Here is a 13,297-nt window from a genome sequence, read left to right on the forward strand (position 1 = left end):
AGAATTATGTCTATACATGCAACAATCAAATTATCCCTATAAATCCAATGCCACCTTGGCTGCAACCGCAATTTGGAACAATACTTGAGTAATCCCACGCGTTAATTCCACAACTTTGGTCTGTACTTTAGGAAGGACTAAAATTTCATCCCCCTGTTGAATCTTATAACGCTTACTCACCAGTTCAGACTCACCATTTTGATGAATCACCACCAATTTTGATTTATTCGATTTCTGGGTAAAACCACCGACCTGATCAATATACGATGCCGCAGTCATATTCGGTTGCCATACCACCCCATTCGGGAAAGTCACTTCACCGTGGATCATAACCACTGAGGTTTTTTCTGGAATATTTAAAATATCGCCATTTTCCAAAATCACGTCATCAAAATCTTTAGGATTCAAGACCACTTGGCCTTTAGGCTGAATCGTACGTGCTTTGGCAATAAACTGTTTGACCAACTCGGCATCTTTTACGCGTAGATTAGCCTCTTCCTGCGTGGTTGAGCGTACAGAAAGTGTTGCTTCTTCAAGTTTATCTAAAGAAACGTTTAACATTTCCTTTTGTCGCTTAGCAACCGATGGACGGAAAAGCTGTAAGGCATCCACCTCTGATAGGGTATTCGGCTGAATCTGCTTCATCACTTCTGACAGTTTAGAACCATAAGGTAGTACCACCGCATGGGCGCCATTATGTGCCCCTTCAATCCGTACCTGAATAGTGCCTGCAAAACGATCAGCCGTAACAGTTAAAATATCCCCATCTTCAATCACCACATTATTGGCAGCAGAGAGTGGATAGTATTCACTGCGATACTCTGTACCCTGACGGCGCATAATACTGACATTGGTCGCGCCTGGTTTCAGTTTTGCTACTGATAATGCCTGAGCAACTGTGACTTCAGGAACGTTAAATTCAAAGTCATAGGCATTAAATACTTCACCTGACACCGAGAAGGTATGGCTACGCGGCGCTACCACAATCACATCGCCATCACGGAAGCTATAAGGCTGTAGTTTGCCTGCAATTAAAAAGTCATAGAGATTGACGTATTGCTTGAGCTGCCCATTACGCATAATGCGGATATCGACATAGCTACCACGTTGTGCGTCAACTCCACCGGCACGGTCCAGATATGCCAGTACACTGTCATTGGCGACACCACCATAAGCACCCGGTTGATTCACGAAGCCCGTAACCATGACTTTCACGGGTTGCGACTGAACCAAGGCTGCATAGACCCCTACATTAGCGACATAGGTTTTACGAACATAGCCTTCAATCAAAGACTGTAGTCGACCATTGGTGGTACCCGCGACTTTGACAGGTCCGACATTGGGAATAAAAATATTGCCTTGCGGGTCCACAGTTAAAGTACCCGCAAACTGGTAAGCACCCCAGAGGCGTAAATTAATATTATCGCCAGGGTTCAGCACATAGCTATCATTAAAGGTCGAACCTGCAGTACTGGCAAAAGCACCTTTAAATAGCTGTTCACCAAACATTTTGGTTGCTGTTGGGTATTTTTGTGCGCTACTTGGAGAAAGCCCAACCACCGATTGACTTGGTAAAATCGTATTATCGACCACATCATTATTTGTTTGTAAAACATTACTTGCTAAATCTTGTGGTAAAAGAGACTGTGTATCTGCCGCAAAACTATAAAAAGAAGACAATGCAAGCATACTGGTCAATAATATTTTTTTCATTGTGTTTACTCCTTATGCTCACGGATAATCGAGTAAATCAACATCGTGATACCAAATAAAATATTTAAAACTAAAAAATAGGTTGCAATCAGATAAAGCGTACGTGGATAAAGTGCGTCTTGTGCTAACTCTGGGGTAGATATAACAACTAATTTTTTCAGTTTGCGAGACGCTTCCAAACGGGCTTTTTCAAGCGATGCCAATGAAAGCTTATAGAGATCCGTTGCAAAGTCGACATTGGCTTTTAAGGCCTCAAAATCCGCTACACTTTTATTCAGCTTACTGGTATTTGGTGAGGTGAGTTTGGCTTTCTCATCGGTGATTTGCTTCTGTACCGATTCAATCTGACTACGGATTGCTACCACCTGAGGTGCGGTTTCATTTAAATAACTTAATGATGTTCGTTCTTCAGTACGTAACTGCGCCAAATTCGACTCTAGGCTGGCAACCACTGTTGCAACTGCTTGAGCTTGCGCCTGTGGGTCAAACATCTGATTTTTATTTTGATAATCCAGCAAAGTATCACGCGAAGCATCTAATTGTTCTTTCGCCTCATTTAACTGTTTTTCAGCAAACTTAAGTTGCTCTTCAGCAATCTGCTGCGAAAGATCATTAATAAAACTTTCACTATTTTTTAGAATTTCCTGGTTAAGACGCAAAGCAAATTCTGAACTAAAACCTTGTGATGCGATGGTCATCATCATGGTTTTCTCATCCAAAGAGACTTGCACTCGTTGATTAAAATACTTGACTAAATCTTCAACTGAAGCATCAGAGTCTAAACCGAAAACTGGATCATTTTTAGCAATAAAGGCTTTACGCAAGTTGATTTTCTTATCTAAGCTTTCAACCATATTTCTCGAAGAAATATAAGCTGTTAAGATATGTGCATCCTCATTACTGGTATTACTAACACCAAGCAAAGTACTCAACCCATTCGTGGCTGATACGTTTGATACCTCACCCACCTGTTTAACTAACAGCGTCGATTGAGATACGAAGCGCTCTTGAGCAAAAAAACAGAGATATATAATGATGAGCAATAGTGGCAACATCACAATTGCAATATAGCTAATCACTAAACCTTTATTTGTTATTGACCGCATACGCTTTATAAACCTCTATTGCCTCTGCAATATTTTCAAAAAATTCTGCTTGCCCGTTCCGCATTAAAAAAGCCACATCGCAATTGCGGGTTAAATCATTGAGATCGTGCGAGACCATAATAATATTGGATTTCTGTTTTAACTCATCCAACAGAGCTTGGCTCTTCTTTCTAAAATTGGCATCACCTACCGCTCCAGCTTCATCAAGTAGATAATAATCAAAATTAAACGCCATACTCATCCCAAAACCAATTCTTGAACGCATACCAGATGAATAGCTTTTAATCGGCATATCAAAGTATTTACCAATTTCGGCAAAGGATTCAACAAAATCAATAATCTGGTTCACTTCATCTTCATTGCTTAGATAAAGTCGAGCGACAAAACGAACATTTTGACGTGCGGTTAAACTGCCTTGAAAGCCACCCGATAATGCCACAGGCCAAGAAATAGTCTTATTGGTCACGACTTTGCCACTGTCAGCGAAATCGATACCACCAATAATTCTAAGCAGGGTACTTTTACCCGCGCCATTTTTGCCTAAGATCGCTACACTTTTGTTTTCAGGTAAAGTGACATTTAAATCTTTAAATACATAATGACGCCCCTTCGGTGTCACATAGGATTTTGTTAGATTGCGTAGCTCAATCATTTTGTTTTTACCATACGCTGTTCAAAACGCTTATAGAGCAGTAAACCCAGAAATAAAGAACCGATAATCCATTCCAATACATAGGTTAAAGAAATACCTTGAACCAACGGATAATTCGGTGCAACTGTATGGCGCATCAACTCCAAGAGATGAATAATTGGATTCCATAGCAAATATTCTTGATACTCAACAGGAACTAAATGAATGGTATAGATTACTGCTGATAGGAAATACAGAATGAAAAATAGCATTGGAATAAATTTATTCAGCTCTTGGGAAATATCACCAACAACCATAAAAATCAATCCTAGACCAAAACTGAATAAACTTAACAATACCCAATAACCCAATAGTGTTGGAATTGCCTCAAAACTTATAGTAAAACCAAACCACAATAAAATAGCGCTAAAAAATAAGTACGCTACAAAATATAAAAACAACTCAAGAAAACATCGTGCAATCAGTGTGTCAATGGGCTTTACGGGCTTATAACTAAATAGCCCTTTATTGGCTTGTACTGCACTTAATGATTGTATAACGGTGGTTCTAAATAAGAAAAATGGGATAATCCCATTGACTAGAAAAACCTCAAACTCCATCCCTGGTATGGTATGGCTAATTCGACCAAATAGAAGGAGTAAAACACCAATATGTAGTGCGGGTTCAAGTAGAATCCATAAATAACCAAGGCGAAACTGACCAAAACGGGTTTGCAACTCGCGTAAAAAAAGTGCACGAACTGCCGCATACATGACTTGCAGTCCGCCACGGGGTTTTAACCGTGGTAATCCTTTTAAACTGGATGTTTGCTCATCCATCCGACCCCCTGTAAGTGCTTATTCTTTGCACTAGCCTTATTTTCCAGCGAAGCTTAAATTATTTTTTCGAAAAGTTAAAGTTTCAAAATGTTCCATAATTTATGAATACGAGAAAGTTCTTCTATTAAAAAAATGTCAAATTACGGCACGGATTAAAGCAGAAGAGATTAGTAGATCACAGAGATAACTAAAATACCTATCTTTCAAAAAGTTATAAATCGAAAGTCAACCACCCCAATGTGCAAGGTGGGCAAAAATAGTGTAGTGAATTGTTATTTCAATAACAATTCACATAATTAAGTTACTCGTCTTCGTCGTAAATATAGCTCATACAACCCCAACCATCATACTCGCCATTGAACTCTTTGGCGATCTTGGTCATCCATTCTTCCAAGTCTTCAATATCTTCATATTCCAAAATCATGTTGACATGAATGTTCAGCACCCAAAGATCTGAACCATCTGAATGTACTTCTTCCTGAAAAAGTGAAATTTTTTGTTCTTGGTGTAAAAGATGCAAGGCACATTTTTCAACCTGTTCTTGTTTTTCAAAAACAATCGAAAATTCGACTTCATGTGGCTCGTTGAGTTCATTACCATCTTCAACCATCTGCCATAGCACGTTGCCATTATCATTGTCTGGGAATTGGTCATAGTCGCGAGTCATATAAATATCCTTTGTTGTGTTTTGGACTTGATATTTGGCTATAGATTAACCGATTTTTATGTCATTTTTTAGACGGATTAATAGCAATATTGTAGTCAAAAAACGATCAAAGTAAACGTCCTGAGACTCCCGTGTCTCAACGTAATACGATGCTCAGTACGATCTGATCAAGGCAAGCTATACCATTTTCAAAGATGGGTTCTGGATAGTCTCTAAAAACATCTCGCTCAATATGCGACAGACGAAATCCACATTTTTGATAAAGCGCCAGTTGATCTAAACTGGAGTTGCCCGTTTTGACCCATAATGTTTGGATATTTTGATCTCTTGTATTTTCAATGGCAAATTGAATCAAAGCTTTAGCAAGCCCCTGTTTTTGATAGCGTGAATCTACGGCTAGATTTTTAATTTCAGCTTGATCAGCCGTTCTGAGTAAACAAAGTTGCGCAATGATTTGTGCCTGATCATTCAACATGACGAACAGATTCGACTGCAATAAATAGGTTAAGACCTGCTGCCAACTTGGATCGGCCTCTAATAAAAGTGCCTTTAATTGACTTTGCTGTATCTCTGAAAGTGCTGCCCATTCAGTATATTGAATCGAATACATGCGCTTGCCTATTTATTGTAGTGTTTAGAACTTTAGCTCAGAATGGATTTCGACTGCATGCATTTTTAAAGGATGTTTGAATGCCAGATAAGCCGCATGCAGCGCCATCCGTTGTAAATGGAACTTGGCAGGTTCAGGATGATAAAGTTTATCGCCCATAATCGGATGACCAATGTGCATCATATGTACACGCAGTTGGTGTGAACGACCCGTGACCGGCTCTAAACGGACACGGCTTTGATCAGTTTCAGCATCATATGCCATGCATTGAAATAAGGTTTTGGCAGACTTACCCAATTCAAAATGCACCATCTGACGCGGACGGTTTTCCCAATCAGTAATGAGCGGTACTTCCACACTGCCCTCGCTTTGAATCTGTCCCTGTACCAAAGCCACATAGTATTTTTTGACGGTACGCGCCTGAAACATTTTACTGATTGCCACTTCTGCATCACGGTGTTTGGCAAACATGAGTAAGCCCGAAGTTGCCATATCCAGACGATGCGTGACTTTGGCAGCAGGGTATTTTTCCAAAACCCGTAAATAGGCACTGTCCTGATGTTCAGGTAACCGCCCCATGACCGACAATAGCCCAGCAGGCTTATTGATCACCAGTAAATCATCATCTTCATAGACGATCTCTAAAGGATCTTGTGGCGGTGTATAAATAAAATTGTCGTTTAGAGCCATGGCAACAGAACAAATTGAATCAGGTACAGGATGGGGAGTGATTATAGTTGCACCAACAGCTTTCGCAACCGCTGATTTTCCTCATCACTGTTACGATCAAGACGGTGTTTTCAGCCCCTTGCCCAAGCCTTGTTTATAGATCTCTTCTAATGTGGCAATGTCCCGATTTAAAAAAGCAATCAGATAATCTTTGACACGCGCCAAGCTCAATTGTTTAAACGAAATGCTGTCTTTGCTTTTACGCGTGACCAAGCCAAACAAATCTTTTTTAGGAATAATGACGGGAATATCACTGTCCAGTTTGAATTCAAGCTGCTGTGACTTGGCATAGGCATCAAGGGTAATGGAAATGGTCTGTTCTGTCCGATGATCGCTGACAATAAAACTGGTATCAGCACCATTGAGTTGTAATTGACGAACCAGTTGCTGACGCCAAGTCATCTCGTCAAACTTGGTTAAAATCGTTGCCAAATCAAAGCGACCGACATGATCGATGTCATTGTGATTCATTTGATGTGGATAGCGGATTTTAAGCTCGAACTCGTTCATTATAGTGCTGACCTATAGCTGTGATTTTTTGATTTATTAATATAAAAATTATTATATCATTTTGTTTTTTAATATAAAAATATCGACTTATATTCACAATATTCAGATTACAGGATTAGTTTCACACTCAGTTTTAGTTTTATTGATCTAGTTTTTATTATTTTGATCGAATTATTAATGTTCTCTTCAATTAAATTTTTTAGGGTATCAAGGGAAAACAGAGGTTGTTTACTTCAACACCTATGACTTTGTAAGCCATAACCTTTGCCTATAAACTTTTGATCTATAGCGTCCTAAGCCGAATCGAGACCTTTTGGGTTCGTACACACTTGCTTTATAAGCGTCGGTGCATGCTACTCTTTTCGATCCCTTTCACACCCTTGAGACATAGTTTAGGCAGATCACGGTGGGATTGTTTTCCTAAAAACTGCTATTTTTAGCAATCAATGAAATAATTTTGCATACTCTATTCTAAAAGTTAAAATATTTCCCACATCCAATAAAAAACTACGATTTATATTCCGATAAATTCAAATTTACATGTGTATTTTTTCAAATATAGCTTCTCATCTAAGCCCAAATCACCATAATCGCTGCCACAATCACCAGCCACAGGCCTAAATGATCAGTTTTGGCGAGTTTTTCCTTAAAAAAGAAGGCTGAGATTAATAGACTAAATAGAATTTCGACCTGACCCAGTGTTTTGACAATTGCCACGGTTTGCATACTCATGGCACTAAACCAACCAACGGACGCCAAAAAGCTACAAATACTCACTCTTAAGGTTAAGCCAACCCGTTGCCACATCTTATACAGGGTCGGTCGGCTAAAAAATCCGAGATAGATCAACAGTACGATACATTGAAAGCTGATCAGACTACACAGCACCCATGCAGCACGATGCAAAAATGGCAACATGCTCAGTTCTAAACTGGCTTCACGCACCAACAAAGAAGTGATGGCAAAACACAGGCCACTCCCGAGTCCAATCATCAAGGTTTTGAAAGACAGATCAGACTGTTGCTTGCCTTTACTGAGTAAGAATACTGCAAGTCCTCCAATCACGACCCCAACCCAGCCCCATGTACTGAGATGTTCCTGTAAGAACAGCACACCGACCAAGGCCGCCAAGATGGCTTCACTTTTGGCAAGTCCCACCCCAATGGCATAGTTCTTTTGCTGAAACAGTTTGACCATCAAAGCAGTGGCATAGATCTGGCTAATACCTGCAATCATGATATACAACCAGAATTTATCGGAAAAATGCACAGGGGCTGTGACAGGTTGATGCCAATAGAGAAAGGCTAAATAGCTAAAGGCAAAGATCGGTGAAAAGATAAAGCGAGCCAGTGTGGTGCCATAAACATCCACGCTCGTACTGAGTTGTTTTTGAAATGCATTGCGCCAAGCCTGCATGAATGCAGCCATGAGGGTGAACAGAATCCAAGTGATCATCATAAGCTTGAACGCAATATTATAAATGCCGCTAATTTACGCTGTTCTGCTTATTTTTTCGATGGTCATCTTCAAATCTTAAGTTCTACTGCATATTTTTCACAAGCAATTGCAACACTAGCCTGTGTTCATTCAATCCATCATCTATTGTTTCTTCTTGCTCATTTCAGTCAGTAGGTCGAGCTGTATTTCCTGAATTTTTGCCAATCTATCCCATTGATGCATCAGCAAATGATCCATTTTCTCATGTAAGTTATGGATTTCCAGCTCTGCTTTGAGATTCACCTTATAGTCATTTTCTGAGCGTAAACGGTCTTTAGCTTCCTGACGGTTTTGGCTCATCATAATAATCGGGGCTTGTACTGCAGCCAAACAAGATAAAATCAGATTCAATAGAATAAAGGGATAAGGGTCCGCAGGATGTTTCACCATAACCACGGTATTGACCAAAATCCAAATCGCCAGAAAAGCGGCAAAACAAATCAGGAATGTCCAACTGCCACCAAATGATGCGATTTTATCTGCCAGCCGTTCGCCCAAGGTCCAATCTTGATCAAATTTACTTTCTATATTCTTATTAATTAAATCATGATGTTGCATACTCTGTAACACATCATTCTCTAGATTTGAAACCTCACCTTGCTCTGAATTTAACAGTGAATGTACATATTGCATTCGATACTTGGTTAAATCGGGTAGACAAATATAATCCTGTGGCCCCCATTCTGGAAAATCCTGCTCAATTTCTTCTGTAATGACCCGACGCAGCGTTCCAAGTGGGATCAAACTTTTAATAGAAAAGCTTTTTTTACAAACAATACAGTTTTGACACTCTGTTTTCCCATTCATGTCCTACCCTCTCTTTCTGAGATTTATTCATTTATCTGGTTATTGTTATTAAATTTTATCCTGCGGCATCGAGTTGCCCATGATGCTTTTGTAAGCTTAAGCCGAAAAGCTCATATTTTAGAGCAGCTTTAAAGCAAGATAAGGCGCGAGACCGAATAATAAGATACCGATTTTATAGATCGCCATGCCACCATAATGAATCGTATCAAACTGTTGCTCGGAGAGACTAAACCAGCGCCCATGCAGTCGCTTGATTGAATCTTTTGCAAAGATAAAGGCCAAGAACCAAATGATTAAGACGATATAATTCAAGATCGTCATGTAAAGAAAAAATTGTGTGAGTTGGAAAGTATTCATGACTGTTTCCCTCCATTTTATCGTTATTATTTTAAGCGCCTTTTATGATGCAAAACTTAAAATACTTCCCTCAACGCTCGGTGCTTTGTACGAATCCAACAGGTGGCAACAATCATCCAAATAATCGCCAGTCTTTAAAAACTTAAATCATCAAAGTCTTTCACTTTGGATAGATAGATGGGCGCCTGATTGATTTTGCTCCATGTTTCTTTAAACCTTGGATTTTCTTCAGGGTCTTGGCTTAAATTGTCACGAACAACTTTTTTGCCTGTTAAAAAATTAATACTGGTTTCACTTTGAATAAGCGGTCCATGATTGCTTGAATCATCATAACCAATCAGGCGTAGATCATTGCCTTCCAAGCGAAATAAGTAACTCCAGTAACCATAACGTCCATGTGAATAATAAATCCTGAGTAGGTTATTTTTGATTTCCATCCATAACTCAGGCGGGAAATAGACACCACCATCTTCATTTTCCGAGCTAAAACAGCTGAGGTTACTCACAACAGCTTTGTATTTGCCTTTTTCATTGAGTAATACAATCGCACCACGGCGGTTGCGGTCTAAATGTCCATAATATTCATGTTCAACCAAGGCTTTGGGATCGGTGGCTTTGACTATCAGCACCACATCCTTCAAGCCATCTTTATTCAGATCGCCTTCAATGGCTTTAAAGAGTTGATATTTTGCAGGGATATAGGCTTGATAGGTGACTTTATCTTTACGCAGTTTCAGTTCTTCCGCTGATGGTTGCTCTTGGGCAAAGCTGACTTGCGGCAGTGCAGATAGGCTTGAGAATGCTAATAATGCGGCAATGAGTCGAGTCTTTATCATCTGTTTATTTCATCATTCGGGTTGTTATCAGAATTATTGCATTTATATGGAATGGCTCAGTTTCTCTTGGTGTTTTGCATGAATCCAACGTGCGGCAACAATAATAAGAATAATCACCAAGACTGTAATCACCACAGGCATGATAAAGGCCAGAATCGATAATACGACCGAGCCAATCAACTCACCTGTCGAGATCACAAAATTACCCAGTCCACCTGTGGTTGCCGTCGAAACACCCCGTGCTGCTACGGTACTCATTTGTACCACGCCTGCTGTTCCACCACCGACAATCAGTGCCGCTGCCCAAGTGGCAAACTGGGACATTTCACCACTACTCACTGCCATAGTGGTCAGTGTACCTGCCACCACAGCCGCAGGTGTGGCAATGGTATCTAATAGGTTATCCACCCACGGCACATAGTAAGCTGCAATTTCACAAATCGTGGCAAAACCCAGTGCCATACACACCGAAGGAAGTGCCAACCATTCAAAACCTTGAGCAGGTTGATACCATCCCATGAGGGTAGCAATACTCATCGCCAATAGCGGAACAAAGACACGAAAACCACAGGCTGCGCTGAGGCCTACGCCAATACAGAGTCCTAAAATTGTTTCCATCACGGATTACCTTTCTATGCCTATGACAGGTCTTGTTATTTAAATCTTATTTTTAAGGTAACAAAAAGCCCTATCAAGGGATAGGGCTTTTATTCAAACAGTGGGTAACTGTTTGGTATTTTGCGGCTTAGGCATTCTTACTGTTGAATTGATTGCCAAGGCATTTGGTACACGGAGGTAAACGATCAGTACCAATTTCTAAATAGGTGCGGTGTCCGCATTGAACACAAAAATAGAAGCCTGTTCCAGGTTTTTCGCCAGCAGTTACCATCTTTGCTCTCCATAGATTTTAGAAATGGTACATATACTATAGCGTGATAGTTTTGATTATTTATTGACCTTTCCGACGAGTGGTGATGGCGGAAAGGTGAAGAATGAAATTTAGATATTTTCTCTATACAATTTTAGGATTTTGCGGGTTGGCTGTCTTCATCTTTTCCCCTCTAAGATGAGGTCCTATAGGAGCTGGAATTACAGAACATAAAATAATAATAGGTTCAAACATCAGATATTGAGATACGACAGGAGTCCTATCTAGCAACCAAATACGAAAAAGCCCAACAGGATGTTGGGCTTTTTTTATGAGTTTAGAATTTTTATAAAAACTAATTATTTTTCAAAAGAACTAAGCTTCAGCAATAATTCTTAATGTATCATTAAATAAATATCTATATTTATTTAGATCATTTTTCAAAAAAGCTCTTTGCTCAGTTCCGTTACCAATATAAATATTCTTTGCTTTACCTTTAAAAAATTGAAAATTTAATATTTTCAAATTAACTGCTTTTAATGGACTATTAACAATATTTTCTTCTTTCACATGTTCTGCAATCGAAATAAAAGTCTGGGTATCTAAAGGTAAATTTTTACTAATAAAAGAGAAAATATCATTTAAACTTGTTTGATCTATATCTTCTTTCAAAATCCCATCTAATAAGAAAGGCAGTCTATGAATATTCTTTGTTTCCCCTATAACTTTATTGAATGCAAAATGATATGCCATAACTGTTTTATGTAACTCAACACCTTGATAGGGGAATGAGTTTATTTTATACAAGTCAAGATAACGATTTTGGTTTAAACTATTAATTTTCAAATCACTAAGATACTTTTTGAATATCTTTGCGAACTCTTTTTCCTTTCCAATACGATTTTGGATGACTTTCTCGTCAGTAGCCATATCCTTTAATTTTAAATTATATTCTTCTTTCTCATTAATTTTTTTATATAAGTCTAATTCTATTTGTCGATGAAATTGAAAGTTAGCTTTTCCTTTCACCCAACTATTAAATGATATTTCACCATGAAATTTATCCCCTAAAGCTTTATAATTTTCATTAATAGTATTTTCTTTTTCATTAAGCCTCTTCTTTGTGTTATTAACAGAAGAATAAGCTTTTTTAAGTTCATCTTTTATCTTCTCTTCCAGTTCATTAGTATCATTTATCTTCTGATAGTAACTATACAATCCTTCTAGAGAGTATGAAAGTACTTGTGTACAAGCTGGGCAATGATCGAGATCATTATATCTCTGTCTTTTTAAATTATTTTTTGTTTTTATTAAAATTTTATACTGATTTTTTAACAAAGCTAGTTTATTACTATATTTTATATAATTATTTCTCTCTTCCTGTAAATCATCAATATCCTTAACATAATTTTCCAAGTATTCTTTTGCATCCTCACCAAACTCTTCATCCATAAATGAAAAGAAAATAAACTCTGGTTTTTTAGTAAATTTTTGCAAAGTTTTTATTTCATAACCCAATTCTTTAACAAGTTCGACCAATTTAATATATTCTTCTTTATTGAAATTATTATTAATACCAAGATAATAATCCAAATAATTTTCTTTAAACCCTTTATAAAACCCAAGATTTGAAAATGACTCTCTTAAATATACCCAACCAACAGATTGAGATACATAGTATGGTAAATAAGCACATTCTAAAGATGCTTTTTTTATTTCCCCTTTTTGTTCTACCATTAAATTAAAATTTAGTAGCGAACTAATAAACTCCTTTAACTTTACATGTGCAATCCCATTGTCAGAGTTAATTCCATTAAATGATGAAATTTTCCCATTATAATCTTCAAAATAAATACTTAGATTATCTCTAACAACTTTATATTCTTTATTATTAATAGTAAAGTCCAGTCTAAATATTGGATCATACTCTAAAATTTCTTCTAAATTTTGTTTAACATCATTAATACCTATTACATATAATAAACTCTGTAATAATGTACTTTTCCCAGCCGTATTTCTTCCCCCTATAAGATTTAAACCCAATGAAAATTCTTCTAAGAAACATTTATTAAATTTCTCAGAAGCAACAAACAAACGATTAAAATGGACAACTGCTTTCATCAATAA

General features: G+C 38.0%; 15 protein-coding genes. All 15 read right to left on the reverse strand.

What is annotated here, in order from left to right; translation table 11 throughout:
* Window positions 1–36: 36 nt before the first annotated feature.
* Window positions 37–1,713 carry a polysaccharide biosynthesis/export family protein gene (locus WA352_RS14490; RefSeq protein ID WP_005319853.1) on the reverse strand — a complete coding sequence of 559 codons (1,677 nt, stop codon included), beginning with the start codon at window positions 1,711–1,713 and terminating at the stop codon, window positions 37–39.
* 5 nt (window positions 1,714–1,718) lie between these two features.
* Window positions 1,719–2,819, reverse strand: a complete 1,101-nt coding sequence (locus WA352_RS14495) for a hypothetical protein (protein ID WP_005319855.1) — start codon at window positions 2,817–2,819, stop codon at window positions 1,719–1,721.
* Window positions 2,800–3,471, reverse strand: coding sequence for an ABC transporter ATP-binding protein (locus WA352_RS14500; RefSeq protein WP_005319858.1), 672 nt, complete (start codon window positions 3,469–3,471; stop codon window positions 2,800–2,802). The genes WA352_RS14495 and WA352_RS14500 overlap by 20 nt, the downstream gene beginning before the upstream one ends.
* Window positions 3,468–4,289 (reverse strand): ABC transporter permease, encoded by an 822-nt coding sequence (locus WA352_RS14505; protein ID WP_005319861.1) that lies wholly within the window; start codon window positions 4,287–4,289, stop codon window positions 3,468–3,470. The genes WA352_RS14500 and WA352_RS14505 overlap by 4 nt, the downstream gene beginning before the upstream one ends.
* Window positions 4,290–4,590: 301 nt before the next feature.
* On the reverse strand, window positions 4,591–4,956 hold the full coding sequence (locus tag WA352_RS14510) for a ribonuclease E inhibitor RraB (RefSeq protein ID WP_004801857.1): 366 nt from the start codon (window positions 4,954–4,956) through the stop codon (window positions 4,591–4,593).
* Between the two features lie 136 nt (window positions 4,957–5,092).
* Window positions 5,093–5,566: a GNAT family N-acetyltransferase gene (locus WA352_RS14515; RefSeq protein ID WP_005319866.1), complete on the reverse strand. Its 474-nt coding sequence runs from the start codon at window positions 5,564–5,566 to the stop codon at window positions 5,093–5,095.
* A gap of 24 nt (window positions 5,567–5,590) precedes the next feature.
* Complete coding sequence (locus WA352_RS14520) at window positions 5,591–6,256, reverse strand: pseudouridine synthase (RefSeq protein ID WP_005319869.1); 666 nt, start codon at window positions 6,254–6,256, stop codon at window positions 5,591–5,593.
* Window positions 6,257–6,352: 96 nt separating this feature from the next.
* Window positions 6,353–6,805 (reverse strand): hypothetical protein, encoded by a 453-nt coding sequence (locus tag WA352_RS14525; RefSeq protein ID WP_005200864.1) that lies wholly within the window; start codon window positions 6,803–6,805, stop codon window positions 6,353–6,355.
* A gap of 570 nt (window positions 6,806–7,375) precedes the next feature.
* Window positions 7,376–8,263 carry a DMT family transporter gene (locus WA352_RS14530; protein WP_005319872.1) on the reverse strand — a complete coding sequence of 296 codons (888 nt, stop codon included), beginning with the start codon at window positions 8,261–8,263 and terminating at the stop codon, window positions 7,376–7,378.
* 141 nt (window positions 8,264–8,404) lie between these two features.
* Window positions 8,405–9,109 carry a DUF1003 domain-containing protein gene (locus tag WA352_RS14535; protein ID WP_004801847.1) on the reverse strand — a complete coding sequence of 235 codons (705 nt, stop codon included), beginning with the start codon at window positions 9,107–9,109 and terminating at the stop codon, window positions 8,405–8,407.
* Window positions 9,110–9,226: 117 nt separating this feature from the next.
* Window positions 9,227–9,466, reverse strand: coding sequence for a DUF6868 family protein (locus WA352_RS14540; RefSeq protein WP_005319875.1), 240 nt, complete (start codon window positions 9,464–9,466; stop codon window positions 9,227–9,229).
* Between the two features lie 134 nt (window positions 9,467–9,600).
* Window positions 9,601–10,302: a hypothetical protein gene (locus tag WA352_RS14545; RefSeq protein WP_005319878.1), complete on the reverse strand. Its 702-nt coding sequence runs from the start codon at window positions 10,300–10,302 to the stop codon at window positions 9,601–9,603.
* 42 nt (window positions 10,303–10,344) lie between these two features.
* Window positions 10,345–10,920, reverse strand: coding sequence for a DUF4126 domain-containing protein (locus WA352_RS14550; RefSeq protein WP_005319881.1), 576 nt, complete (start codon window positions 10,918–10,920; stop codon window positions 10,345–10,347).
* Between the two features lie 127 nt (window positions 10,921–11,047).
* Window positions 11,048–11,191, reverse strand: a complete 144-nt coding sequence (locus WA352_RS14555) for a zinc ribbon-containing protein (RefSeq protein ID WP_004637424.1) — start codon at window positions 11,189–11,191, stop codon at window positions 11,048–11,050.
* Between the two features lie 354 nt (window positions 11,192–11,545).
* Window positions 11,546–13,291: a hypothetical protein gene (locus WA352_RS14560; RefSeq protein WP_005319886.1), complete on the reverse strand. Its 1,746-nt coding sequence runs from the start codon at window positions 13,289–13,291 to the stop codon at window positions 11,546–11,548.
* Window positions 13,292–13,297: the final 6 nt, after the last annotated feature.

Origin of the sequence: Acinetobacter sp. 102 (assembly GCF_037028485.1) — a bacterium.
Lineage (GTDB): Bacteria > Pseudomonadota > Gammaproteobacteria > Pseudomonadales > Moraxellaceae > Acinetobacter > Acinetobacter higginsii.